Here is a 25,496-nt window from a genome sequence, read left to right as displayed (position 1 = left end):
TCCAGCACAAATGTTAGCGCTAACACCTTGCAGCGCCGCAGGGAGGTTTTCATGCTGCCCATCGTCGCCGGTTCGCCCTGAGCCTCGCTCCGCTCCTGATCACAGGCCCGGCCGACCGATCCCCCATCGCCTTTTCCCGCATTCCGGACGCCCGGACGATTTCGCACGCCGGCGTCGCGGAATCGTTTCGCCCTGCGTTTTTCCCGGTCCCCACCCTCGAAACGGAGAGCTTTTCATGTTCGCTCGGAGAACCGCTTCCCTTCTGGCCGGCGGGACACTGGCGCTCGCCGCCACCGTCCTGAACGCCGGTCAAGCCGCCGCGGCGGCCACGTCCCTGCCGTGCGACATCTACGGCGCCGCGGGCACCGCCTGCGTCGCCGCGCACAGCACCACCCGCGCGCTGTACTCGTCCTACAACGGTCCGCTCTACCAGCTGAAGCGGGCGTCCGACGGCGCCGTCGCCAACGTCGGGCTGCTGGCCGCCGGCGGGTACGCCAACGCGGCCGCGCAGGACTCCTTCTGCACCGGCACGACGTGCGTCATCACCGTCATCTACGACCAGTCGCCCCGGCACAACGACCTGTTCGTCGAACCCGCCGGGGCCGCGGGGCCCGCGAACTCCGGCGTGCCCGCGGACGCGCTGCCCGTGACCGCGGGCGGCCACGCGGTCTACGGCGCGTCGTTCTCCGGCCGCATGGGCTACCGGCACACCTCGGCCGCGGGCGTCGCGGTGAACGGCCAGGCCGAAGGCATGTACATGGTGACGTCCGGAACCCACGTCAACAACCGGTGCTGCTTCGACTACGGCAACGCCGAGGTGTCCATCGCCGACACCGGCAACGGCCACATGGACGCGATCAACTTCGGCACCGAGTGCTGGTTCTCCCCCTGCGCCGGCCAGGGCCCGTGGGTGCAGGCCGACCTGGAGAACGGCCTGTTCCAGTCCGACGCCGGGCCGAGCAAGAACAGCGCCTACACCGGCAACGCCGCGCCGTTCGTCACCGCGCTGCTGAAGAACAACGGGCAGAACTTCTTCGCCACGAAGGACGGCAACGCCCAGTCCGGCGGCCTCGCCACGCGCTACGCCGGACCGGAGCCGGCCCAGCCCGGGTATTCGCCGATGCAGCAGGAGGGGTCGATCGTCCTCGGCACCGGCGGCGACAACAGCAACGGCTCGATCGGCTCGTTCTTCGAAGGCGTGATGACCAGCGGACTGCCGACCGACGCGGCCGACAACGCTGTCCAGGCCAACGTCGTCTCGGTCGGTTACGGCGGCCCGAGCCCGGTGGCCGGCGGCACGCTGAACCCCGGCTCGACGATCTCGCTGCGCGCCACGACGGCGTGCTGCACCACGCGCTACATCCGGCACCAGTTCGACGACGCCGTCACGTCGGTGGTGAGCTCGGGCAGCTCGGCCCTGGACAAGAACGACGCGTCCTGGATCGTGCGCCGCGGCCTGGCGAACCCGTCGTGCGTGTCGTTCGAGTCGCGCAACTACCCGGGTGACTTCCTGCGCCACTACAACTACCGGCTGCTGCGCCGGCCGATGGACGGCAGCGCGGCCTTCCGCGCCGACGCGACGTTCTGCCCGCAGGCCGGGAAGAACGGCCAGGGCACGTCCTTCGCCTCGTTCAACTACCCGGACCGCTTCCTCCGCCACTACGACAACACGGTGTACATCGCGAGCAACGGCGGCCCCGACACCTTCGACGCGACGGCTTCCTGGGCCGACGACGTCAGCTGGGCCGTCAACGCTCCCTGGGCGCCGTAACCGGCGTTCCGGATCCGCGGAACCGTCCCCCGTGCGGTTCCGCGGGTCCGGCGTTTCCCGCCCCGCCCGCAGGGGTAGTCCCCGCCTGCGACAGGAGGGCGGCCCATGACCGACGACGAACCGTCCACGGCCGCGCTCGTGCGGGCGGTGGCCGCGGAGCTGGGCTTGCAGCCGGAAGACACGCGCTCGCACACCGGCGACTTCGCGGGCGGCCAGATCCGTTTCGCGGGCCAGGCGGCTGAACGCGAACCGAGCGACTACCTGCTGCGCTGGACGCCCGGGCAGGGCTGGGAGCTGGCCGCGGAAGCCGGCGAATCGGTGCTGCGGATCGTCGCCGGACTGCCGGGAACCCAGCCACCCGAGGCGGTGGCCGACTTCGTCCTCACCTCGCTGTCCGAGCGCGGGGAGCGCCCGGTGCGCCGGTCGGACGAGGACGTTCCCGAGCCGGCTCAGCGGCCCTGGTAGCCGCGGGCCTGGGCGCTGATCCACCGTGGACGGTGTCCTGAGCGAGGCGTCGAACCTCCCGCCGGCAACTCCCGTGTAGCAAAGCCACCACGTCCTGCGATTGACTGGATGGGCGGGGGTCGGGCGGAGGAGCGCGGATGCAGGCACGGATTCGGGTGACCGCGGGGGATTCCCGCGACAGGCTCCGGCCGCTCATGTCCTGGCTGAGAGCAGAGGACGAACTGCGCGGGCAGCTCGAACTGACCAGCGCCGCCCCCGCACCGGACGAGATGGGCGCGGTGGCGGACGTGCTCACCGTGGCGCTGGGCAGCGGGGGCGCGGCGGCGGTGCTCGCCCGGTCGCTGTCGGTCTGGCTCCGGCAGCAACGCTCGGACACCACGATCGAAATCACCACGGCCGGGGACGGCGCCCGCTCGGTGAAGGTCACCGCTCAGCGCGTCGAGGACGCCGAAGCCGTGATCAAGAGCGTCCTCGACGCCGAGCGGGAGAGGTAGCCGGTGCGCCTGCCCGATCCGGGGCGGTCTCGCGTCGTCCTCGTCGGCACCGCTCGCTACCCCGACGACGAGACCCTGCCGGACCTGCCCGGGGTGCTGGGCAACGTGAACGGTCTCGCCGACCACCTGACCCGCGAGGACCTCGGCGGGTTCTCGTCGCGGCACTGCACGGTGATCACCGATCCGGCCAACAGCAACCAGCTCGGCTCCCGGATGGCCGAAATCGCCGAGCAGGCCGAAGACACCCTTCTCGTCTACTACGCCGGGCACGGCTTGGTCGACGCCGACGGCGCGCTCTACCTCGGCCTGTCCTCCACCCGGGCCCAGCGCGTCGCCTACACGGCGATGCCGCTCACCACGATCGACCGGATCTTCCGCGACAGCCCCGCGGTCCACAACATCCTGATCCTCGACTGCTGCTTCTCGGGCCGGGCCATCGAGGCGATGGCCGATCCCGGCTCGGTGGTGTCCGGGCAGATCGACATCCCCGGGCGCTACACCCTCACCTCCTCCGCGGCCAACGAAACCGCCAACGCCCCGGCGGGTGCGCCCCACACCGCGTTCACCGGCGAACTCCTCCGGCTCCTCGGCGACGGCCTGACCGACGGCCCCGAACTGCTCACGCTCGCGCAGATCTACCGCCACCTGCTTCGCGCCCTGCACGCCCGCGGGCTGCCGAAGCCGCAACGCCGTGGCGGCGGCACCGTCGACGACCTGGCGATCGCCCGCAACGCCGCCTGGACTGCGGGCCCGCACACCGTTCTGCCGTCCGCGGTCGCCCGCGCCCTGCGGGAACCCTTGCCGCAGGACCGGGCGGAAGCGATCGGCATGCTCGTCACGCTGATCAAGGGCGACGAGCCGCGGCTGGCCCGGGCGGCGCTCGAGACGCTGACCGAGCTCACCGACGACGACAGCCGGTCCCTGGCGAGCAAGGCGGCCGAAGCCCTCCGGGAACTCCGGGAGGAACCGGCCGCCCCGCCCGTCCCCGAGACACCGCCGGCCGAGCCCCGCGAACCGGAGCGTCCGCAGGCCGACGAGCCGCCGCGGCGGCGGCTGACGGCGGTCGGCATCGACTTCGGCACCACCAACTCCGCCCTCGCCACGCTCGAAAACCACAGCCCGTTCCTGGTCCCCAACGCCGAGGGAACGCTGACGACACCGTCCGTCGTCGCGTTCGCGAAGTCCGGCGACGTCTTCGTCGGGCAGTCCGCGAAGAACCAGGCGGTGACGAACGCGGACCGGACGTTCCGCTCGGTCAAGCGGCGCATCGGGACCGACTGGAAAACGCCGCCGATCGACGGGCAGCGCTACACGGCCCAGGAGATCGCCGCCCGGATCCTGGCGAAGCTCAAGCACGACGCCGAAGACGGGCTGAGCGCCCGGATCACCGACGTCGTGCTCACCGTGCCCGCCTACTTCACCGACCACCAGCGGCAAGCCACCAAGGAGGCCGCCGAGATCGCCGGGCTGAACGTCCTGCGGCTGCTCAGCGAACCGACCGCCGCGGCGCTGGCCTCCGGGCTGGGCGCCCCCGACGAGGCCACGGTGCTCGTCTGCGACCTGGGCGGCGGCACCTTCGACGTCTCCCTGCTCGAATGCGGCATGGGCATCTTCGAGGTCAAGGCGACCAGCGGGGACAACCGGCTCGGCGGGGACGACTGGGACCAGCGGATCGTCGACCACGTCGTCGATCGGTTCCGGCGCGCGCGGGGCATCGACCTCCAGGCCGACCGGATGGCACTGCAGCGGCTCCGGGAAGCCGCGGAGCAGGCCAAGATCGCCCTGTCCAGTGTGCAGCGCACGACGATCACCCTGCCCTACATCACGGTGAGCGCGGAGAAGGAGCCGTTGCACCTCGACGAGGCCCTCACCCGGGCCGAGTTCGAGAGCATCACGGCGGACCTGCTGGACCGCGTCCGCGGCCCGGTCACCGACGTCCTCCGCGAAGCCGGCATCACCGCGGCGCAGATCGACCACGTCCTGTTCGCCGGCGGCGCCGCCCGGATGCCGGCGTTCCTCGGGCTCGTTCGCGAGCTCCTGCACGGAGCGTCGCCGAAGCAGCGCTTCAGTTCCAACGAGATCGTCGCCGCCGGCGCCGCCCTGCAGGCCGGCGTGCTGGTGGGCGAGGTGAAGGACACGCTCCTGCTCGACGTGAACCCCGTTTCGCTCGGCATCGAAACCCAGGGCGGGGTGTTCACCAGGGTCATCCCCCGCAACATCGGCATACCGGCGAAGCGTTCGGAGATCTTCACCACCGCGGAGGACAACCAGCCGTCCATCCAGGTCAGCGTGTACCAGGGCGAGCGGGAGATCGCGAAGGAGAACCGGCACCTGGGCACGTTCGAGCTGACGGGCCTGCCACCGGCCCCGCGCGGCGTGCCCCAGTTCGAGGTGACGTTCGACCTCGACCCCAACGGCGTGATGCACGTATCGGCCCGCGACCTCGGCACCGGCCGCGAGCAATCACTCGAGATCTCCGGCGGAGTAGGCCTGTCCCGCGACGAGATCGGCCGCATGGTCCGCGACGCGGAACGCTGGACCGAGGAGGACCAGCGCCGCCGCGCGGAGGCGGAGCTGCGCAACCGAGCCGAGACGTCCATCTACCAGCTCGAGGCCTTCATCCGCGAGCACGGCGGCAAGTTCCCGTTCGAGATGCAGGGCCAGGCCCGCCAGGCGATCGACGTCCTCCGCACGACCCTCACCGGCACCGACACAACGGCAATCAAAACAGCGGCCGACAAGCTCGACGAGGTGAGCAGGCAGATCGGTGTGGCGATTTACCAGCAGCGGCCGAGCCTGTAGCGCGCGCTCCCATCGTGCGACCGACGACAGCGTGGTCGTCGGGGCAATCGGCCCGCTCGCCGCGGTCCCCGACCGCGACGGGATACCGGTGCTGCTGCCGCGGTACTTCGGGGCCGCCCCGGTCACCGTGGCCGCGGGCACGGCCGCGCCTTCTGGCGAGCCGCCACCGCCTGGGGTGCCCGCCACGGGGCGCGGTGCCAGCTGCTGCCGGGCGTTGCGGCATCCATGGGTACTCGCGATCGCGTCACGTTCGACGCCGTACCGCCGGAAGCACGTGGCGCTGTCGCCCCCGGAGATTCACCACGGAGAACCGGTGACTGCCGGCCTCGGCTCCACGTTCGCTGCCGTGCTCCAGACCACTGGAACGGCTGTCTGCGGGAGGGATCCCGTCGCCGCGTGCGCATTGCGGTGGCTCGATGCCGATCACGCATACGTAAGGGCGACCGAGCCACCGGGTCTCGCCCGGCCAGGCTGCCCGGCGACCAGTACCGGCACGGGCATTTCCTTTGACGTGGACCCGATGATCGCCACCGCGCGATGGCGCAGAGCAGGACGCCAGACCCGCAGAAGCCTGCGCGGTATCGTCCTGCTCTGCGCCTGTCCTGCTTCAGCCGATCACTTATCAGCCGTTACCACCTCATCACACACAGTACCAGGAGTAAGGATTGTTGTAGTCGGTGAATCTGGCGGTGCCGGGGTTACCGTACTGACGGGCACAGGCCGCGTTCATGTCCACGTTGAATCGCGCCGCCGCGTCGGTTCCGTATTGACAGCGCCATCCGTAGACGTTGTTGCTGACCACAACGCCGTGAAATGCCTGACTGCCATAGTACGCCTGACACCAACCCGACACATCGACGCTTCCACCAGCCGATGCCGATCCCGGCATGCTCGCCGCACCACTCAACCCGAGCGCCGCAACCGCGATCACTTTCGCAAGAGAATATCTCACTTCTGCTCCTCACATTGAATGTTGAAATTCACACTCAGTAGCATTCCGTGCGGTAACGACCCCATATGCTGGTCTGCACGTCCGCATACACGCAAAGAACCGGCGAGTAGATCATCGCCGACCAGCTGTAGGTGTCGTTGTGGCCACTCAGCTGGGTCACCCGGGGCAGGCCGTCCCCTCGGTCCGGCTGCACGGCGCGCAGCCATACCGGGGACGTGTCGAGATACATTCGCGCCCAGTTCGTCTTGCAGCTCGGGGACCACCTGAGTTCCAGGCGCTGCGCCACCGCCGGCAATTGGTAGTGGACCACCGTGATGGCGTCCGCAGAGCATCCGCTGAGCTGGGGGTCCTGGTAGGTGCATCCGAAGCCGGAGCACGTGGCCGCGTTGGCGGCGCCGGCGGCCGCGATGCTGATGCCGGCTGCGGAACAGAAGATCAGAAAGGCTGCCACGCATCGCCTGAGCACGTGATGTGTCTCCATGAATCCTCCTTTTCGGTTAGGCGGGCCGCTCGCTCGGACCGTGCTTGTCGTCACCCGAATGGAGCCTGAAACGCCGCCTTTGACCAGGTGTAATGGATCGCACTGTTGGCCAAAACACCGTCCGGTAGCGGACATCGAAGTCTGGACATCGCAGTTCGGGAGGGGGAGCCGGGTGCCAAGGCAGCCGAGTCCGGTGGACCCGGCCGACGGGCCGTGTGAGCGCTTCGCGTTCGAACTACGCCAACTCCGCGAAGAGGCAGGCTCGCCGACCTACCGCACGCTGGCGGAGAAGACACACTTCTCGAAGGCGACGTTGTCCGCCGCCGCACAGGGCCGGAGGCTCCCGACACTCGATGTGGCGTTGGCCTATGCGCAGGCATGCGGAGGCGACCTCGAGACCTGGCGGCATCGATGGGAAGAAGCACGCGCTGCGCTCGGCGGAGCACCCTCGACCGTAGAAGCCGCGACGGAACCACCGCGTACTTCGCCTCGCCACAACCGGGCGCGCATCACCCTGGTTTCCGCCACGATCATCTGCGCACTGATCGGCGTTGTTTTTGTGTTCCTGTCAGGCGACGACAGTTCGCAAAGAACATCGATCAGCCCAGCAGCTCCTGCGACATCCGACGAATCACCTACAGCACGCTTCGTCCCCACTGGAGCCCTGAGCCAGCAACCTGTGGTGGATGGCGCAGATCCAAAGCGTTCGACATGTGCGGCAGATCCGGATGTGACGACGGTTGACAGTGTTGAGGTCAACACGGCTGATGAAACCTACCTTGGCAGCATAGAGCTGAGATACGCCCCGAAGTGCGACGTCGCATGGGGACGATTCAGTCCCACGGACGGCACTGTTCGCCTCACTGGCGCAATCGTGACGATCACAGCTCAGCGGAGAAATGACGCGCCGAATGATACGGTTTATCAAGCCGTATTCGACGGTCAAGCGGTCTTCGGCAACATCCTGCCGATACGTCATGGCTGCGTGCAGGTGGCGGTCCGGATCGTGACCGTGTTGTCAGGACAAGCCGAGGCGACGACCCGCTGTCTCCGGGGTACGCAGTGATCGAAGAAACACGCCGAGCGCAGCCCGGCGCAGCCGCGCTGCCGAGCCGGTCCCTCCTCGCACGATCGGATGCAGCCGCTGACCTTCTCGATCGGTCGATCTGCACCCCAGCCTGACCGCATCCCGACCACCGACCCCGAACGCTGACCGGCGTGTCATCAAACCGGCCAACGTTCATGGGCAGAGCACTGGCTACCGGCCGGCACCGTTCGAGTGATTGAGACCAAGGCGGGCGGCTCCGCGTGCGTGTCCGTCACGCCGCGGCGGCAGCACACAGGTTCGCGACTTCGGGGCGGGAGCAGCTCCGGGGAGCTCCCACGCCCCGCAGAACCCGCGTAGGAGTTCCCGCGCCCCGGAGGAGTTCGCCCCGAGATAACGGCGAACCCTGGCGAGGTTCTCGAAGGCGCCGAACCCTCGTTCCAACCCTGCGGCCATCCGGTCCTCGACGAGCCGCCCGTCGAAGACGTCGAGGAGCACCGCGAGGTACTCCACCATCGCGACGACGTCGAGCCGGACACCGGCGAGGCCCACGGACTCTGCCTTCGCGTGGCCGATGTCGGCCACCTTCACGGCGTATTCGCGCAGCATCCCGCCGGTCAGCTTGCCGACCGGACGCTCGTCGAGCACCGGGATGAGGGCCGCACCGGCGCGGCGGTCCGGTGACCGGCTGACCCGGTCCATCGCGGCGCGAGTGGTGCGGTCAAGCTGGCGCTGCACGAGGTGCCCGGCGACAGAGCCGAGCTCTTCCTCGGACGAGCAACCGCCCGCGATCGCCTCCGCCGTCCGGGCCAGTTCGCGCGCGAGGCCACCGGAGAACACATACGCCAGCGCAGCGAACTGCTCGGGCAGGTCGCGGATGCGCCGGTTGAGCAGTGACCTCGCCTCCTCGAACGAGAAGTAGTCGACCCGCACGATCTGGTCGAAAGCGCTGTCGAACACCGTCCGCATGCCCATCGCCGCGAGTTCGAACTCCGCGAGCGCATCCTCGGAAACCGAGACCAGGAAATAGCAGTTGCGGACGTTGAAGACCGCCTTCAACTCGTTCAGGAACCGCTGCGCCCCTTCGCCGTCGCTGATCCGATCCAGCTCGTCGATCCCGATCAGCACCTTGCAGCGAAGCTCCTCGACCAGCTGCGCGGTCTGGCCCAGGAAGTCGCGGAACCGGTCAACCAGCTCAGGGTGGTTGAGCGGCACGTCGTCGCGCCGGACGGTGCCCTTGGCCTTGTACCCGACACTCGTCCCCTTCAGCGGGGTGAGACCCAGCGAAAGCTCCCCTTCCTTCGTGCGGCTCTGCACGAAGCGGATGTTCTCCCGCTCTTCCTTCGCCCGGGCGGCCAGGTCGGCCGGCTGGACGTTTCCCTCGGGCCGGTCGACCCGATCGAAACGTTCCGAACCCGTCAGACGGAGCAGCCGTCGTGGTGCCGGCTCACCCGGTCGGTTCCGCAGCCCTTCCAGCGAGCGCACGTACTTCTCGACCTCGTCACACAGCTTGCCGAACAAGTGGATCAAGAACTCCTTCGACTGGTAGCCGACGGGAGCATCGACCTTGATGGTCAGATCGTGACGCACCCGCTGCGCCGACTCCGCATCGCGCAGGAACTGCCCCGCACACCACCGGTCGAGCAGTGTGGACTTGCCTACCCCGCGAGGACCGGCCAGTGCGAAACTCCCCTTACTGCGCTGCCTGAGCAGCCGACGCAAGTCGCCGGAAGCGGGAGTGTCAATCTCCACCGGAGCGTCCGAATATGTTCCGTCCAGGACCGGCAGGCAGGTACCGTAGACGCGCTCATGGCTGGCCCTCGCGCCGATCGCCAACGGCAGCAACCCGTTGCCGTACAGGCTTTCCAGCCACTGGTCGAACGCCTGCTGCGGCCCGAGAGGGCTCGGCTTCGCGAACTGGTTGCGGAGCAGGGCACCGCCGATGACCGCACCGATGACGGCAACAGCCACGCCGATGCCGACAACGCTGCCAAGACCGGCGCCGAACCGAACGACACCCAGGCAGATCGACGCAGCCAGCACCGCGGCACCGCCGAAGGCCGCGAAGGTGGGGGCGAGATCGACAGGGAGCTTGTACTTCCGATCGAAAAAAGCGATCACGAAGAACACGATCGGGAAGGCCGCCGTCAAGGCCAGCCGCCAGCCCGTGAACGGCTCGCCCCGCCCAGAGATCAACCAAATCAGCACGGCGAGAGCGAGAGTCCCGAACACGAACGCCGACTCGAACAGCAGGTGGCCGAGCCACCGGACGGGGGCGCCTTTCCGGGCACGTTGTGCCTGGCCGCGGAACCTGGCCCGCGCCTGCAGGTACTTCTGCTCCTCTTCGAACGCGCGCTGGAGCAGCGCTTTGCGATCCCCCACGACGAGTTCGCCCAGCCGACCGGCGACCGGCCTGGTCAGTCCCAGGTTCACACTCACTTCGTTAGTGAGCAGGTCCAGCAGCTGATCGGGATCGTCCTTCCCGTTTTCCCACGGCCGGTCGATCTTCAGCTCGAGTACCCGAGACTCCGGCATCTGCGCGGGTTCTCGCAGCCACATCGCAGCCGCGTCGACGCGGCGGTTGCCGGGCAACTCCTCGCGCAGCACCTCGACGATTTCCGTCGCCTCGGGGATCCGGTGCAGGCTGATCAGGGCGCGCACCTTCGCGAGCCGCGCACTGAGGTCACGCGGTTCCAGGTCCAGCACGCGGTGATAGGTGTCGAGCCGCGCCCGCGGCAGTTCACCCGCGGCCGCCATGATCTCCGCACGACTGAGGTACAGCTGCGGACTGGTCGGCTCACTCTCGATCGCCGCGTCGACCACCTTGAAAGCCTGTTCGAACTGACTGTTGCCCAGATGGATGACGATCTTCCCGTTGATCACCCCCGGCATGACCGGGCCCAACGCCTCGGCGCGGTTGAACTGCTCCAGGGCCTTGTCCCGCAACTGCCGGTCGCCGGTCAGGTCCGCCCGGTCGAGCAGGACCCAGCCGTAGAGCTCGAGCGCGACCGCGGTCGGACCGGGTTGCCGGTTCACCAGCCCTTCCGCCAGCGCGACCAGCTCCGCGTTGCCGTAATCGGATCGTCGGCGCAGCTCCAGCCGGACCAGTTGTGCCTGCACATACCCGGGGTCGTCCGCGATGGCGAGCGAGACGTATTCCTCCGCCGCCGAAAGGTCGTCCTGTTCCATCCGGCACATCGCGCTTTCCACCAAGGCCGGCGCCGACGAACGCAACCGTGGACGCGCATTCCGCAGAACTTCTTCAGCCTTCGGGAGCCGGCCCGCCATCCGGTAGGCCGTGGCGAGGCCGGCCACCGCTTCGACTGATGATTCGTCCAGCCGAGCCGCCCTTTCGAAGGCAGCGATGGCCGTTTCGTCGTCCCGCTTCGCGGACCCACAGTCGACGGCGAGGTACGACGGGTCGTCCGGCTGCCCGAGCGCGACAAGACCACGCGCGAGCGCCACGTGGACGGAGTGATCGCGGTCATCCAGCTCCGCAAGCCGGGCACGGGCGTCTTTCCAGCGTCGAAGCATCCACAACGCACGCACGCGCCCGGCCAACGCGCGGTCGCTGTGCGCGTCAGTTTCGAGTACCTCGTCAAACGCGGACAACGCGGCAGCGCCATCGAAGCAACACAAGGCGGCCTCGGCTTCGTCAATTCGGGTGCTCATCGTGCACCTCCCCACTCACTCAAGGAGTAGGACGGCATGAACGCACTGTTACGCGCCTCCCCGACGCAGTGACCCAGTTGTGTCCCAACTGTGTCGCCATTGGTGCTCGGCCAGTCGTATCAAAATACTGGAACGCGCCGCTGCGTCGGCGGCGCCGTCACCGAAGATGTGATCACCGTGGCCGAAGACGCCATTCATCCGGAAGGCCGCAAAACCGGCGATGAAAGCTCCGTTTAAAAGTCCTGGGTCATCACGGCCGCTTTTTCGACATCAAGTCCGGCAGGCGGCATCACCGCCCTCGTCGACGAGGCATCCCACCCCAGCCGCCGCTTCGACGTAGTGTTCTGGGAGAGCGTCTCACGCGCGTCGCCCGCCGCGCCTTCGAAGGTCTGTCGGCGGTGCGAGAGCTGGAACGAGCCGACGCCTCCAACGAGCCGCTGACACTCTCGGGCAGCCGCGCCCAGCGGGTTCTGCAGCGGCGGATCAACCAGTCCATCGCCGAGTACGAGGTCCTCAATACCCTCAAGCAGTCCTGGGGCGGCCTCGGCAAGCACGTCCGGGACGGCTGGAACATTGGCCAGCCACCCTGCGGATACCGAGCGGACATCGTCCCGCATCACGTCCACGGGACATCGATGAGGTGACGATCACAGTCAGACTGCCGGTGAACCCTCTGCCGAGGACACACGCAAGCCGCAGAGGATCTCTGACGCGCGCTCCAGACACACCAAAAAACCGCCCGACGTGAGTCAGGCGGTTTGGTTACTGCTGGTACCCCCGATGGGATTCGAACCCACGCTACCGGCGTGAGAGGCCGGCGTCCTAGGCCGCTAGACGACGGGGGCTTAGGATCTTCCCTGGTCTCCCAGGGCTTTTCTGTTTTTCTTGCTGGAGAGAACCTACCAGAAGCGATTTCCCGCCCCGCAGGGGGGTCACTCTCCGCAGCTGGGGTACCAGGACTCGAACCTAGACTAACTGGACCAGAACCAGTCGTGCTGCCAATTACACCATACCCCAGTGAGGTACTGCTCCGGCCTGGGCCGGTTCAGCACCGCACGAGGAGAAATACTAGAGCACGCCGTTCCGGACCGTGAACGCGGGGGTGCCACTGCTCCGCTGGGCCGGGACGCCGATCGTGGCGTACTCCGAAACCAGCAGCTCAGGCAGCTCGGCGAGGCCGGCCACCGTGTGGACGCCCTCCGGGGCGCGCTCGCCGATGCGGTCGCGGTCGAGCCAGACCGCGCCCAGGCCCGCGTCGCGGGCGCCGATCGCGTCGGTGTCCAGTTTGTCGCCGACGTGGACCGCCTGGGCCGGGGCGCAGCCCAGGCCCAGGCACACCGTGTGGAACATCACCGGGTCGGGTTTGGCCACGCCGAGCTCGCCGGCGATGGCGACGTGGTCGAAGAACGGCGCCAGGCCCAGGTCGGCGATCTTCTTCCGCTGGTGGACACCCGAGGCGTTCGTCACCGCGGCCAGCATCAGGCCGGCCGCGCGCAGCCACTCCAGGCAGTCGAGGACGTCGTCGAACAGCTGCCACGAGTGGTCGAGCAGCTCCCGGCGGCGGCGCTCGAAGGAGCTCACCTGTTCGGCGTCGGCGAGGATGCCGATTTCGGCGAGGAAGCAGTCGGTGCGCCGCTGGTGCATCGTCCGGTAGTCGAGTTCGCCCGCGACGACGAGCGCGACGTGCTCTTCGGTGATGAGGTCCCACAGCGGCCACAGGTCACCCCGGCCGGTGAGGATGTGGAGGCTCCGGCGGATCGCGGCGGTGCAGTCGATGAGCGTGTCGTCGATGTCCAGGCACACCAGCCGGAGCTCGGGCGGCGCCCAGGGCTCGGACGCCGCCGCTGCGGGCGAGGCGGTTCGCGACGGGGTCCGGGGTGCCAGGGCGAAATCCACCCAGTGAGGCTAGGGCAACCGCCGCGTTCGCGACGCTGCCAAAGAGGTGATTGCCGCTCGCCTGTTCCGGCGCACTTTCTCTACTCCCAGTTGGCGGACCGTCCCCGTTCGGTTATCCGGCCGTACACACCCCCGGCGCCGGCCCGACCGGGAAAGCAATCGATTCCTCCGTGAAAACCCTTGCGCGGCTTGGGAATCCGCTCCGTCCACAAGGGCGCTTCCGCATCCCGCCGCCGGAGCCGGGCACAACCGGAACACCTTCGACCAACTGTCGCGTTTGGACGGTTTTCGGCCACCGGGCGCGGACACCGGGGCCGTCGCCCGATCAGCGTATCTCCGGTCACACCCCTTGACGCCGGTGCCACGCGGGTGCATCCTCAAGTTATTCAACAAGCGATGAATAAGGGAGATGGTCGAGATGACCGAGCGCACGAGCTGCGTCGTCATCGGTGGCGGGCCGGCCGGGATGGTCACGGGGCTGCTGCTGGCCCGGGCCGGCGTCGAGGTGACGCTGCTGGAGAAGCACGCCGATTTCCTGCGCGACTTCCGCGGGGACACGGTGCACCCGTCGACGCTGACGCTGCTCGACGAGCTGGGCCTCGGCGAGCGGTTCCACGCGTTGCCGCACAGCGAGCTGACCTCGGCGGGCTTCCCCCAGGAGAACGGCGAGCTCATGAAGCTGGCCGACTTCACCCGGCTGAAGGTGGCGCACCCCTACATCGCGATGGTGCCGCAGTGGGACTTCCTCGACCTGCTCGCCGAAAGCGCGCGCAAGGAGCCGACGTTCGTCCAGCGGATGGAGACCGAGTGCACCGGCCTGGTCCGCGAGGACGGCCGGGTCGCCGGCATCACCTACCGCACGAGCGCCGGGGAAACCGGCGAAATCCGCGCCGACCTGGTGATCGCCGCCGACGGCCGCTGGTCGCTGGCCCGCCGTGAGGCCGGCCTGGTGCCGCGGGAGTACGACTGCCCGTTCGACGTCTGGTGGTTCCGGCTCTCGCGTGGCGACGACGAAGCGGGCACCATGCTGCTGCCGAAGATGCGGAACCGCCGCTTCGCGGTGCCGCTCCCCCGGCCGGACTTCTACCAGGTCGCCTACCTCGCGCCGAAGGGCGAAGACCTGCGCGCCCACGGCATCGAGGCGTTCCGGGAGAACGTCACGCAGATCTGCCCCGAGTTCACCGACCGGGTGCACGAGCTCGAGACGATGGACGACGTCAAGTTCCTCGACGTGCGGCTCAACCTGCTGCGCAAGTGGCACGTCGACGGGCTGCTGTGCATCGGCGACGCGGCGCACGCGATGTCGCCGATCGGCGGCGTCGGCATCAACCTGGCGGTGCAGGACGCGGTCGCGGCGGCGACGCTGCTGGCCGAGCCGCTGCGCCGGGGCCGTCCGACGGGAGCCGAGCTGGCGAAGGTGCGCTCGCGCCGCCTCGCGCCGACGCTGCTGGTGCAGGGGCTGCAGCGCCTGCTGCACCGCACGGTGGTCCGCGGGGTGATGAACGGCGAGCGCAACGGCCCGCCGGCGCCGATGATCAAGGCGTTCGCCCGGTTCCCGCGCCTGTCGTACGTCCCGGCCCGGCTCCTCGGCCTGGGGCTGCGGCCGGAGCACGCTCCGGCGTTCGCCCGGCGGCCGATGGAGCCGGTGGCCAGGGGTTAGACGTCCTCGACCGGGTTGGTCAGGGTTCCGATGCCTTCGATGGTGATCGAGACGCTCTGGCCGCCCTCGATCGGGCCGACGCCCTCGGGCGTGCCGGTCAGGATGATGTCGCCCGGCAGCAGCGTCATCACGCCGGAGACGAACTCGACCAGCTCGGGGATCTTGTGGACGAGGTCGGACGTGCGGCCGTCCTGCTTGAGCTCGCCGTCGACCTCGGCCCTCAGGGAGAGGTCGGAGGCGTCGATCGAGGTCTCGATCCACGGGCCGATCGGGCAGAAGGTGTCGAAGCCCTTGGCACGGCCCCACTGGCCGTCGGACTTCTGGAGGTCGCGGGCGCTGACGTCGTTGGCGACCGTGTACCCGAGGATGACGCTCGCCGCGCGGGCGGCCGGGACGTTCTTCACCGGCTGCCCGATGACGATCGCGAGCTCACCCTCGAAGTCGACGCGGCCGATGCCCGACGGGCGGCGGATGGCCGCGTTGGGCCCGATGACGGTCGTCGACGGCTTGATGAACAGCATCGGCTCGCTGGGCACGTCGTTGCCGAACTCGGCCGCGTGCTTGGCGTAGTTGCGGCCGACGGCGATCACCTTCGACGGCAGGATCGGCGCGAGCAGCCGGACGTCGGCCAGCGGCCACCGCTTGCCGGTGAAGTTCGGCTGGCCGAAGGGGTGCTCGGCGATTTCGAGGACCTGGGCGTCGTCGCCGTCGCCTTCGATCGAGGCGAACGCGACACCACCGGGATGGGCAATTCGGGCTAGGCGCACGCAGCCAGTCTACGTGCGCCCCACCCTCGGCTCAGCTGACGGTGGTGCTCTTGTGGACGAGGGCGTCGCACAGCGCCAGCCAGCTGGCCTCGACGATGTTGCCGTGCACGCCCACGGTGGTCCACTCGCGCTCGCCGTCGGTGCTCTCGACCAGCACCCGCGTCACCGCGTCGGTGCCGGGGTGGCCCTGGAGGATGCGCACCTTGTAGTCGGCCAGCTCCACACTGTCCAACCAGGACAGGTGCGGCGACAGCGCCTTCCGCAGGGCCGCGTCGAGTGCGTGCACCGGCCCGATGCCCTCGGCGGTGGCGATGACGCGTTGCCCGCCGACGTGCACCTTGACGGTGGCTTCGGCCATGACCTCGCCGTCCGGGCGGTGGTCGAGGACCACCCGGTAGGACTCGAGCGCGAACGGCGCTTGCGCCGGGACGTCGGCCTCCTGGCGGAGCAAGAGCTCCAGGGAGGCGTCGGCGGCCTCGAAGGACCAGCCTTCCGCTTCGAGCCGCTTGACCTTGGTGATCGCGCTCGTCAGCGCTTCGGGCCGGCCGGCAAGGTCGACCCCGAGCTCACGTCCCTTGAGCTCGAGGCTGGCCCTGCCGGCCATCTCGGTGACCAGTACCCGCATGTCGTTGCCGACGGAAGACGGATCGATGTGGTTGTACAGCAACGGATCCACCTTGATCGCGCTCGCGTGCAGTCCCGCCTTGTGGGCGAAAGCCGACGCCCCTACGTAAGCCTGGTGGGTGTAGGGGGCGAGGTTGGCGATTTCGGCAAGGGCATGGGAGACCCGGGTGAGCTCGGCGGCACCTCCGGTCGGGAGGACCTCCATGCCGAGCTTGGTCACCAGGTTTCCCGTCACGGCGAAGAGGTCGGCGTTGCCGGCCCGCTCCCCGTAACCGTTGGCGGTGCACTGGACGTGCGTCACGCCGGCCTGCACCGCGGCGACGGAGTTCGCCACGGCGCAGGAAGTGTCGTCCTGACAGTGGATCCCGAGCCGGAACCCGGTCTTTTCCTTGATCGTCCGCACGGTCTCGGCGAGCCCGAGCGGAAGCTGGCCGCCGTTGGTGTCGCAGAGCACGAGGACATCGGCACCCGCGTGGGCGGCGGCGTCGAGGACCCGGAGCGAGGTCTCGGGGGAATGCGCGTAGCCGTCGAAGAAGTGCTCGGCGTCGAGGAAGACCCGCCGGCCTTCTTTCGTGAGGAACTCGACGGTGTCTTCGACCATCGCGCAGGCCTCGTCGACGTCGACGCGCAGGGCGCGTTCGATGTGGCGGAGGTCGGACTTGGCGACGAGGGTGATGACCGGCGCTTCGCTGTCGAGCAGGGCCCGCACCTGCGGATCGGCGTCGGCGGTGGTGCCGGCCTTGCGGGTCGCCCCGAAGGCGACGAGCGCGGCGTGGCGGAGCTTCAGTTCGCCTTTCGCGGCGCGGGCGAAGAATTCGGTGTCCTTGGGAAGCGCGCCGGGCCAGCCGCCTTCGATGAACCCGACCCCGAGCTCGTCCAGCAGCCGCGCGACGGCGAGCTTGTCCTGGACGGAGTAGGAGATGCCCTCTCGCTGCGCACCGTCGCGCAGGGTGGTGTCGTAGAGGTGGAAGGCGTCGCCGAGCGGGGTATCGGCGGGCTCCTTGCGGGTCACGGTCTTCTCCTAGCGTCTTCCTGGCGTTTCAAGGCAACAAAAAAACCTCCCGCATGGGTGCGAGAGGTTGCGCGCCGGGGGCTCTTGTGGAGCTATCGTCCGGCGCGCTCGTCGATAATGATCGCGAAGCTGGTCACGGTCGCATCATGCCACAGCGCTCGCGGCCACGTCCAGAAGCTGGGCCAAGCTCCCACCATTCGGGAAACTCGCGCTTGCCTTTTCGGGCTTCCTGACCTCGATGCCCAGCATCGGCGCCCACTACCGCGACTTCGCCCCCGCCGCGGCTTGACGACCCCATCAGGCCCCAGACATACCCCACCGCACCCTGGGGGCTGACCCCGGTCCAGTCTATCGGCCCCCACCGACGGAACCGCCCGAAAAGCCGCTCGACCGCTCACTTCTCCACATCCCGGGAGCGCTGTGGACAAGTCGGGCGACAAGCCTTCGACGAGCCGGTGGACCAGCCGGGAGGCAAGCCGTCGACAAGCCGGTGGACCAGCCGGGCAGCAAGCCGTCGACGAGCCGCCGACAAGCCGATGGACCAGCCCGGCGACAAGCCGCCAACGAGCCAGTCGACAAGCCCGGCGACAAGCCCGGCGACAAGCCGCCAACGGACACGAAAAAGCCCCGCACCCAGCCAACAGGTGCAGGGCTTCCCCGAAAAATCAAGCAGTACGCACGTTCGACGAAACCAGCGCCGCCAGCCGGTCACCGATGGCCTGCGTGGCCCCCGGTGAAGCCTGGTCCCGCGTGGCCAGGTCGAACGCCACCGAAGCCTCGATCCGCCGTGCGGATTCCTTCTGCCCGAGGTGGTCCAGCAGCAGCGCCACCGAGAGCACCGCCGCCGTCGGGTCGGCCAGCCCCTGGCCCGCGATGTCCGGCGCCGAACCGTGGACCGGCTCGAACATGCTCGGGTTGCGGCGGGTCATGTCCAGGTTGCCGCTGGCCGCCAGGCCGATGCCGCCGGTCACCGCGGCCGCGAGGTCGGTGATGATGTCGCCGAACAGGTTGTCCGTGACGATCACGTCGAACCGGGACGGGTCCGTCACCAGGTGGATGGTCGCCGCGTCCACATGGGAGTACGCGACCGTCACCTCCGGGTGCTCCAGCGAAACCTCTTCGACGATCCGCGACCAGAGCGACCCGGCGAACGAGAGCACGTTGGTCTTGTGCACGAGCGTCAGGTGCTTGCGCGGCCGGGCCTCGGCGCGGTTGAACGCGTCGGCGACCACGCGCCGGACGCCGAACGCCGTGTTGACGCTGACCTCCGTCGCGATCTCGTGCTCGGTGTCCTTGCGGATCAGGCCGCCGGTGCCCGCGTACGGGCCTTCGGTGCCTTCGCGCACGACGACCATGTCGACGTCGCCCGCGTCGGCCAGCGGTCCCCGGACACCCGGGTACAGCCGCGCCGGGCGCAGGTTGACGTGGTGGTCCATTTCGAACCGCAGGCGCAGCAGCAGGCCGCGCTCCAGGATTCCGCTCGGCACCGACGGGTCGCCGACCGCGCCCAGCAGGATCGCGTCGTGCTGACGGAGCTCGCCGAGGACCGATTCCGGGAGCAGCTCGCCCGTCGAGTGCCATCGCGCGGCGCCGAGGTCGTAGTTCGTGATCTCCGCCGTCGGTACTACCTCGCCGAGCACCTTCAGCGCCTCGGAGACCACCTCGGGCCCGATCCCGTCTCCTGGGATCACCGCGAGCCGCATCCACACACCTCCGTCGACCGGACCACCGGCCGCACCGATGGCCCACCGCAACAAAACGCCAGCAGCCGGAAGGTTACCGGCCGTAGACAAACCGCCGTAGCCGCACCACCCTTATGCCGCATCCTCCCGCAGGGTGAGACACCCAATCGGGTGAACAACAGAGGGGCGCCCCCGGCGGAAATCCGCCGGAGACGCCCCTGGTCCTGCAGGAATCGATCTTGTCGGGCCCTAGCGGCGACCAGCCCCGATCGGCTGACGCTCGTTCCCCGGCCGGGCGCCCTGCGTCGCGTCCACCTTGACCACGTTGGCCCGATTGCCCGCGGCGTTGTGGTGCTCGATGGCCAGCAGCCCGAGCGCGTTGTCGGCCGCGGCCGACGCCGCGTTCCGCGTGACGACCAGCGCCGTCCCCGGCTTCGCGACGTAGCCCAGCGCGGCGTCGCCGCCACCCTGGACCGCGTAGCCCGGCGCGAGCGCGTCGAACGAAAGCGGCGTGCCGACGTAGTCGATCAGCCCGTTCGTCGTGCCCGGCGCGACGTAGAAACCGCTCACACCCACCGTGTAGGAGATGCGGTGGCTGTCGGCGTTCGCGTCGATGCCCAGCGCGGCCAGTGAAACCGGCAGCGTGAGCACGTTCGTGTCGAACACGTTGGTGTCGACGTCGCCGAGCTGGCCGTTGACCGCCTGGACGTCGACGGTCGGGAAGCCCGGGGTCAGCGCGACCGTGGTGGCCAGGAGCACGTCGGTCGACGTCGCCTTGGTCACGTAGGTCTCGAAGTCCGGCTGCCCGTCCCCGGTCGTGTCGATGTCGACGAACGGCGAGGTGTTGCTGCCGATGTTCGCCCAGTCACCCCAGGTGGACAGGCCGAACGCGAGGATCGCGTTCTCCGGCTCGCCCTGGGCCTTCGCCAGCGGAGCGGTCGAAGCCGCGCCGATGTAGCGGAGGTCGCCGCCCTTGGCCGTCTTGTTCAGCGTGCAGTCGGTGACCACGTCCGCGTCGCACTCGGGCAGCTGCGGGGACTCCGCCTGCAGCTCGAGCACGCTGATCAGCGAGCGGTACTTCTGCGCGCCGGCGCCCTGGTCGACGCCCTTGCCGGTCAGGTTCAGCACGGCCTGGGTGGCGTCGGGCGCGAACTTCACCGACGGCGGCGTCGAAATCGTCGAAACCGGCTTCGGTGCGGAGTAGACCGACACCCGCAGCGGCACGGTGGCCCCGCTGGTGGGCGTGAAGGCGACGCGCCCGGAGGCGTCCGCGACGAACTGCCGGGCCAGGCCGGCCTGGGTGGCCGCCATGGTCGGGTCCATGACCTTGCGCAGCGCCTTCGGGTCGGCGATCTTCAGCGTCACCTTGACCTTGGCGGTGCCGCGCGGGGTCAGCTTCACCGACGGCTTGTCCACTGTGTACTCCACGCCCGGCAGCGCGTTGACCGCCTGGTAGGCCACGGAGTACTCGGCGGGCGTGACACCCTTGTTGACGAGCTTGATCGTCTTCGACAGCGTCACCGGACCGGACGCCTCGACGGTGCCGAAGCTGACGCTGACCGCGCCCGGGTCGTCGACGACGTAGGCGAGCACCTGGTTGTCCAGCGCCGCCTTGGCGTCGATCCGGCCGCTGCCGACGCGCTGCGGCGCGTAGGTGTGGCCCGCGCCGTCGCCGACGTCGTGGCCGGCGGTGTCGATGACGGACGCCTTGACCTCCTCGACCGACCAGTCGGGGTGCGACTGGCGGACGAGCGCGGTGATGCCGGCGGTGTGCGGGGCGGCCATCGACGTGCCCGAGAGCACGGTCCGGCCGTTGCCGCTGCCGCGGAACGCCGAGGTGATCGTGTCACCCGGCGCGGCGAGGTCCGGCTTGAGCGCCGGGCCGCGGGTGCCGCGCGAGGTGAACGAGCTCGGGGTGTCCACGATCGTCTTGTCGTAGGTCTGGATCGAGGCGCGGCCGGTGCCGAAGAGCCGGACCTGCAGCGTGCCCGCGGTGAGCGCCGCGCGCAGCGTCTTCGTCGCGGACCCGGTGAACTGGAACATCGGGATCGCCGCGTTGCCCGCGATACCCGCGCTGAAGTGCTCCAACGTGGACGAAAGCAGTGCGCCCTTCGCCCCGGCGGCCTGCGCGTTGTTGGCCCGCGCCGCCGAACCGCAGGCGCGGGTCGAGTCGTTGTCGTCCCACTCCAGGAAGACGAACTTGCCGGCCGCCTTCGCCTTGTCCTCGGCGGAGTACGGCGCGCAACCGGCCGCGTTCGCCGCCGAAAGGGCGACGACCGGCGCCGTCAGGTCCAGGGTGTCGTAGCCGGCGTAGTTCTGGCTGTACTGCCCGGTCTTCTGGCCCGCCGCGGTCGCGGGCGCCTTGACTTCGGCGGCGTCACGCAGGATGCCCGCGTCACGCGTGCTGGCGACGGTGAGCGCCTCGGGGGTGTTGCCCGGGGAGCCGGCGATGTCGTTGATGTCGCCGCCGTTGCCCGCGGAGATCACCGGTAGCACGTTGTTCGCGACGAGCTTGCGCACGAACAGCGAGTCCGGGTCGTCCGGCGCGCCGAAGTCGGAGCCGAGCGAGAGGTTGACGATGTCGAGGTGGTCGGTGAAGTCGCCGTCGCCGTCCGGGTCCAGCGCCCAGTCCAAGGCCTGCGAGGTGACGTTCGTCGAGCCCGTGCAGCCGAACACCTTGATCGCGTAGAGCAGCGACTTCGGCGCCGTGCCCGGGCCGATCTGCATCGCGTCGACCTTCTTGGCGTCCAGCTTCTTGTAGTCGCCCTTGAAGGTCTTGCCGTCGGCGGTGACGCCGAAGCCGCCGATGGTGCCGGCGACGTGCGTGCCGTGCTCACCGCAGGCGAGCGGGTTCGGGTCCGGCTTCGGGGTGGTCTTGCCGGCCGTCGCGGCGTCGTAGTCGTTGCCGACGAGGTCGGTGCCGCCGACGACCTTGGCGCTCGGGAAGAGCGGGGTCGGCTTGGTGCTGTCGACACCCTTGTAGGCGGCCTGCGTGCCGGGGCCGCCGAAGTCGGCGTGGGTGTAGTCGATGCCGTCGTCGATGACGCCGACGCGGACGCCGTCGCCGAACTTGCCGGTCTGCTGCCAGGCGGCGAGGGTGTTGGTCAGCTGCTCGGCGCTGGCGTTGGTGCGGGTCTTCGGCACGACCGTGCGCACCGCGACGACGTCCGCCCGCTTCGCGACCTCACGCAGCTTCGCGGCGTCGGCGGTGACGACCACGCCGGGAACGGCGTTGGCGGTCTGGGTGACGACCTGCGGCTGGGCGTTGCCCGCACGCAGCTGGCCGAGGACGGAGTCCACGGCGGCGGCGGTGTCCGCCTTGGCGGCGCGAGCGGCCCGCTTGGCCTGCTCCTTGCCCTGCGGCTGCGTGGCGGTGAACGCGTCGACGGCCGGCTTCTTGGCCAGCTCGACGAACGCGGTGACCCGGCCCTGCGCGGCCCCCAGGCGCGGCGACAGCTTCCCCTGCAGCTTCGCGTCGTCGATCTTGGCGGGTGCAACGCCTTCCGCGAGCTGCGCGCCCTGTGCTTGATCAGGCTGTGCCCGTTCAGGACTGGCGCTCGCGACCGGCGCCCCGAGCGCGGCCGCCAGAACGACGGCGAAGGCCGCCGTCGTGGCGCGCGTGGGGAGGCGGGATCTGCTCATGAGTCGGCCCCTTACTCGAGGTCTGGACCCGAACCTGCCTGCCGCTCCTGACACCCCCGACGGTGAAGCGCGGCACAGCGCCGTGCCCTCGACGACGCGTGGTTCAACCTCGCGGGGAGAACCTAATGCCCCAAAACACCTACTTACGTAGGCAAAGGACTCCGTTACGTGAATGTGATTGCCCGCGAAGGCCCCCTGCCGGGTGACAGGGGGCCTTCGAAAGGGTTACGTCAGTTGAAGTCCACCGCACGGATCGTGTGCGCCCCGACCGAAGCCCCGATCGGCTCCAGCAGGTGCGCGTCAACGTGGCGATCGACGCGCAGCAGCATCACCGCGTCCGAGCCGTCGGTGGTCTGGCTGATCTGCGCGGCCTCGATGTTGATGCCCGCCTCGCCCAGCAGCGTGCCGACCCGGCCCATCACGCCCGGGCGGTCCGGGTACTCGACCAGCAGCACGGTGCCCTCGGCCCGCAGGTCGAACCCGCGGCCGTTGACCTCGACCAGCTTCTCGACCTCGTCCAGGCCGGTGACCGAACCGGACACGGTCAGCACCGCGCCGTCGGCGTGCACCGCGCGGACGGTGACCAGGCTGCGGAACTTGGGGCTCTCCGGCTCGGTCTCCAGCTCGACCTGCACGCCCAGCTTCTCCGCCAGCTGCGGCGCGTTGACGAACGTGACCTGGTCCTCGACCACGCCGGTGAACACCCCGCGCAGCGCCGCGAGCTGCAGCACGCCGGTGTCCTCGTTGGAGATCTCGCCCTTGACCTGCACGGTCACCGACGTCGGCGACGTCGGGTTGAGCGCCGTCAGCAGCTGGCCGAGCTTCTGGACCAGCGACAGGTACGGGCGGACGTGCTCGCCGACGGCCCCGCCGCCGGAGACGTTCACCGCGTCCGGCACGAAGTCGCCGCGCAGGGCCAGCAGCACCGACTTCGCGACGTCGGTGCCCGCGCGGTCCTGCGCCTCGGCCGTGGAGGCGCCCAGGTGCGGCGTCACGACGACGTTCTCCAGCTCGAACAGCGGGCTGGACGTGGTCGGCTCGCTGACGAAGACGTCGACACCGGCGCCGCCCACGTGGCCCGAGCGCAGCGCGTCGGCCAGGTCCTCTTCGACGATGAGCCCGCCGCGGGCGGCGTTCACGATGATGACGCCCGGTTTGGTCTTCTTCAGCGCCTCGGCGTCGATGAGGCCCTTGGTCTCCGGCGTCTTCGGCAGGTGGATGGAGATGGCGTCGGCGCGGGTCAGCAGCTCGTCGAGGGTGACGAGCTCGATTCCCAGCTGCGCGGCGCGCGCGGCCGAGACGTAGGGGTCGTAGGCGATCAGCTTCGTGTCGAAGGCAGCGAGACGCTGGGCGAACAGCTGCCCGATCTTGCCGAGGCCGACAACACCGATGGTCTTGCCCTGCAGCTCGACGCCGGAGAACGAGCTGCGCTTCCACTCGCCGCCGCGGAGGCTCTGGTCGGCGGCCGGGACGCGGCGCGCGACCGACAGCAGCAGGGCGACGGCGTGCTCGGCGGCGGAGACGATGTTCGACGTCGGCGCGTTGACGACCAGGACCCCACGCTCGGTCGCGGCGGGCACCTCGACGTTGTCGAGGCCGACGCCGGCGCGGGCGACCACCTTGAGCTGCGTGGTGGCCGCGAAGACCTCGGCGTTCACCTGGGTGGCGGAGCGGACCAGGAGCGCGTCGGCGCTCTTCACCGCCTCGAGCAGCGCGGACCGGTCCGTGCCGTCGACGTGCCGGACCTCCACCTCGTCACCGAAGACACTCAGCACGGAGGGGGCGAGCTTCTCCGCGATGAGGACGACGGGCTTATTGGGCTTGCTCACGATGCGGCTCCCACTATCTGGTCACTTCCAGGACGCTCTGTGTCGACAAACGGTCAAAGCACGTCGTTGTGCCCCGGTCGAGCCGGAGTTTAACGCGCGGTGGCGGCCCTTGGCGTCCCCCGGCGTTAACTCGCCCGTAATCCCTCGAAAACAAGGGCCAGCAGCCGCTGCATGCCCCCTTCGCCGGGCAGGTGCCCGCCCGCCCAGGATGCCGCGTGCAGCAACAGAAGCAGTTCGTGCGCCGTGACGTCCTCGCGGAGTTCGCCCGCGCGCTTCGCCCGTTCCACCAGCTGGGAACCGACCTCGCGCATGGCGTGGCAAGATTCGTACAACCGGGACGTTTCGTCGTTCAGCGCGTCCGCGGTGAGCTCGGCCAGGCCGCGGAAGGTGCCGGTGGCGTCCCCGAGCCCGGCGAGCCAGGCCTGCAGGGCGTTCAGCGGCTCGGGGTGGGTGAGCAGTTCGCGGGCCCGCTCGGCCTGGGCGTCGAAGCGGGCGCGCAGGAGCGTCTCGAGCAGCGCGTCCCGGGTCGGGAAGTGCCGGTAGAGCGTGCCGATGCCGACGCCGGCGCGGCGCGCGATGTCCTCCAGGGACGCCTCGACGCCGTGTTCGGCGAAGGCGCGTTGGGCCTCTTCGAGGAGGCGCTCGTAGTTGCGGCGGGCGTCCGCGCGCATCGGTTTCACGTCGGTCATCGCACTCCCGACC

At 69.3% G+C, this 25,496-nt stretch carries 17 protein-coding genes, 2 tRNA genes and 2 pseudogenes; 8 read left to right on the top strand and 13 right to left on the bottom strand.

Annotation, left to right across the window (positions count from 1 at the left end; translation table 11 throughout):
• Positions 1-235: 235 nt before the first annotated feature.
• The 5 genes and pseudogenes from C2L58_RS02585 to dnaK form a co-directional block, all read left to right on the top strand.
• Complete coding sequence (locus C2L58_RS02585; protein WP_103335472.1) at positions 236-1,771, top strand: alpha-L-arabinofuranosidase B; 1,536 nt, start codon at positions 236-238, stop codon at positions 1,769-1,771.
• Between the two features lie 105 nt (positions 1,772-1,876).
• Complete coding sequence (locus C2L58_RS02580; RefSeq protein WP_103335471.1) at positions 1,877-2,236, top strand: DUF6292 family protein; 360 nt, start codon at positions 1,877-1,879, stop codon at positions 2,234-2,236.
• 137 nt (positions 2,237-2,373) lie between these two features.
• The gene (locus tag C2L58_RS02575; RefSeq protein ID WP_103335469.1) at positions 2,374-2,730 is read left to right on the top strand and encodes an effector-associated constant component EACC1; all 357 of its coding nucleotides are present in this window, start codon (positions 2,374-2,376) and stop codon (positions 2,728-2,730) included.
• A gap of 3 nt (positions 2,731-2,733) precedes the next feature.
• Positions 2,734-3,387, top strand: a pseudogene (locus C2L58_RS50215) (caspase family protein); the annotation flags it as partial.
• 396 nt (positions 3,388-3,783) lie between these two features.
• Positions 3,784-5,511 (top strand): annotated as a pseudogene (dnaK, locus tag C2L58_RS50210) (molecular chaperone DnaK); the annotation flags it as partial.
• Positions 5,512-6,172: 661 nt separating this feature from the next.
• On the opposite strand, the gene C2L58_RS48460 reads toward dnaK, so the two are convergent.
• Both C2L58_RS48460 and C2L58_RS02565 read right to left on the bottom strand, forming a co-directional pair.
• The gene (locus C2L58_RS48460; protein ID WP_146073519.1) at positions 6,173-6,484 is read right to left on the bottom strand and encodes a hypothetical protein; all 312 of its coding nucleotides are present in this window, start codon (positions 6,482-6,484) and stop codon (positions 6,173-6,175) included.
• 34 nt (positions 6,485-6,518) lie between these two features.
• Positions 6,519-6,965 (bottom strand): DUF2690 domain-containing protein, encoded by a 447-nt coding sequence (locus C2L58_RS02565; protein ID WP_158264072.1) that lies wholly within the window; start codon positions 6,963-6,965, stop codon positions 6,519-6,521.
• A gap of 193 nt (positions 6,966-7,158) precedes the next feature.
• On the opposite strand from C2L58_RS02565, the gene C2L58_RS48455 reads away from it, so the two are divergent.
• Positions 7,159-8,031 (top strand): helix-turn-helix domain-containing protein, encoded by an 873-nt coding sequence (locus tag C2L58_RS48455; RefSeq protein WP_233225515.1) that lies wholly within the window; start codon positions 7,159-7,161, stop codon positions 8,029-8,031.
• Positions 8,032-8,223: 192 nt separating this feature from the next.
• Here C2L58_RS48455 and C2L58_RS02555 read toward each other — a convergent pair whose 3' ends face one another.
• Positions 8,224-11,682, bottom strand: a complete 3,459-nt coding sequence (locus tag C2L58_RS02555) for a tetratricopeptide repeat protein (protein WP_146073517.1) — start codon at positions 11,680-11,682, stop codon at positions 8,224-8,226.
• 90 nt (positions 11,683-11,772) lie between these two features.
• Here C2L58_RS02555 and C2L58_RS49720 point away from each other — a divergent pair, with 90 nt between their 5' ends.
• Positions 11,773-11,919, top strand: a complete 147-nt coding sequence (locus C2L58_RS49720) for a hypothetical protein (RefSeq protein WP_199191062.1) — start codon at positions 11,773-11,775, stop codon at positions 11,917-11,919.
• Here C2L58_RS49720 and C2L58_RS49715 read toward each other — a convergent pair.
• From C2L58_RS49715 to C2L58_RS02535, 4 genes are all read right to left on the bottom strand, one after another.
• The gene (locus C2L58_RS49715; RefSeq protein ID WP_199191061.1) at positions 11,916-12,308 is read right to left on the bottom strand and encodes a hypothetical protein; all 393 of its coding nucleotides are present in this window, start codon (positions 12,306-12,308) and stop codon (positions 11,916-11,918) included. The two genes, C2L58_RS49720 and C2L58_RS49715, sit on opposite strands and share 4 nt — an antisense overlap.
• Before the next feature lie 143 nt (positions 12,309-12,451).
• Positions 12,452-12,527 (bottom strand) — tRNA-Glu (locus C2L58_RS02545).
• Between the two features lie 100 nt (positions 12,528-12,627).
• Positions 12,628-12,699, bottom strand: a tRNA-Gln gene (locus C2L58_RS02540).
• Positions 12,700-12,750: 51 nt separating this feature from the next.
• The gene (locus tag C2L58_RS02535) at positions 12,751-13,485 is read right to left on the bottom strand and encodes an HAD family hydrolase (RefSeq protein WP_441296287.1); all 735 of its coding nucleotides are present in this window, start codon (positions 13,483-13,485) and stop codon (positions 12,751-12,753) included.
• Between the two features lie 502 nt (positions 13,486-13,987).
• Here C2L58_RS02535 and C2L58_RS02530 point away from each other — a divergent pair.
• Entirely contained in the window at positions 13,988-15,238 is a 1,251-nt protein-coding gene (locus C2L58_RS02530) for an FAD-dependent oxidoreductase (RefSeq protein WP_103335461.1), read from the top strand.
• On the opposite strand, the gene C2L58_RS02525 is transcribed toward C2L58_RS02530, so the two are convergent.
• From C2L58_RS02525 to C2L58_RS02500, 6 genes are all read right to left on the bottom strand, one after another.
• Positions 15,235-16,005 (bottom strand): fumarylacetoacetate hydrolase family protein, encoded by a 771-nt coding sequence (locus C2L58_RS02525; protein ID WP_103335460.1) that lies wholly within the window; start codon positions 16,003-16,005, stop codon positions 15,235-15,237. The genes C2L58_RS02530 and C2L58_RS02525 overlap by 4 nt on opposite strands.
• Before the next feature lie 31 nt (positions 16,006-16,036).
• Complete coding sequence (gene cimA, locus C2L58_RS02520) at positions 16,037-17,641, bottom strand: citramalate synthase (protein ID WP_103335458.1); 1,605 nt, start codon at positions 17,639-17,641, stop codon at positions 16,037-16,039.
• Positions 17,642-18,306: 665 nt separating this feature from the next.
• Positions 18,307-19,344 (bottom strand): 3-isopropylmalate dehydrogenase, encoded by a 1,038-nt coding sequence (locus C2L58_RS02515; protein ID WP_103335456.1) that lies wholly within the window; start codon positions 19,342-19,344, stop codon positions 18,307-18,309.
• Between the two features lie 228 nt (positions 19,345-19,572).
• Complete coding sequence (locus C2L58_RS02510; RefSeq protein WP_199191060.1) at positions 19,573-22,965, bottom strand: S8 family peptidase; 3,393 nt, start codon at positions 22,963-22,965, stop codon at positions 19,573-19,575.
• A 230-nt stretch (positions 22,966-23,195) separates the two neighbouring features.
• On the bottom strand, positions 23,196-24,794 hold the full coding sequence (gene serA / locus C2L58_RS02505; protein WP_103335455.1) for a phosphoglycerate dehydrogenase: 1,599 nt from the start codon (positions 24,792-24,794) through the stop codon (positions 23,196-23,198).
• Positions 24,795-24,919: 125 nt separating this feature from the next.
• Positions 24,920-25,483, bottom strand: a complete 564-nt coding sequence (locus C2L58_RS02500; protein ID WP_103335524.1) for a TetR/AcrR family transcriptional regulator — start codon at positions 25,481-25,483, stop codon at positions 24,920-24,922.
• Positions 25,484-25,496: the final 13 nt, after the last annotated feature.

It is taken from the genome of Amycolatopsis sp. CA-126428 (assembly GCF_002904335.1).
GTDB lineage: Bacteria > Actinomycetota > Actinomycetes > Mycobacteriales > Pseudonocardiaceae > Amycolatopsis.
Note: the sequence above shows the minus strand (reverse complement) of the source record. Positions and strands in the feature narration are given on the sequence as shown.

Excerpts from the sequence above, each read along its gene's own strand:
- C2L58_RS02585 (WP_103335472.1), top strand. The coding sequence starts at position 236 with ATGTTCGCTCGGAGAACCGCTTCCCTTCTGGCCGGCGGGACACTGGCG.
- C2L58_RS02565 (WP_158264072.1), bottom strand. The coding sequence starts at position 6,965 with ATGGAGACACATCACGTGCTCAGGCGATGCGTGGCAGCCTTTCTGATC.
- C2L58_RS02575 (WP_103335469.1), top strand. The coding sequence starts at position 2,374 with ATGCAGGCACGGATTCGGGTGACCGCGGGGGATTCCCGCGACAGGCTC.
- C2L58_RS02580 (WP_103335471.1), top strand. The coding sequence starts at position 1,877 with ATGACCGACGACGAACCGTCCACGGCCGCGCTCGTGCGGGCGGTGGCC.
- C2L58_RS02510 (WP_199191060.1), bottom strand. The coding sequence starts at position 22,965 with ATGAGCAGATCCCGCCTCCCCACGCGCGCCACGACGGCGGCCTTCGCC.
- C2L58_RS02515 (WP_103335456.1), bottom strand. The coding sequence starts at position 19,344 with ATGCGGCTCGCGGTGATCCCAGGAGACGGGATCGGGCCCGAGGTGGTC.
- C2L58_RS02555 (WP_146073517.1), bottom strand. The coding sequence starts at position 11,682 with ATGAGCACCCGAATTGACGAAGCCGAGGCCGCCTTGTGTTGCTTCGAT.
- C2L58_RS02530 (WP_103335461.1), top strand. The coding sequence starts at position 13,988 with ATGGTCGAGATGACCGAGCGCACGAGCTGCGTCGTCATCGGTGGCGGG.
- C2L58_RS02500 (WP_103335524.1), bottom strand. The coding sequence starts at position 25,483 with ATGACCGACGTGAAACCGATGCGCGCGGACGCCCGCCGCAACTACGAG.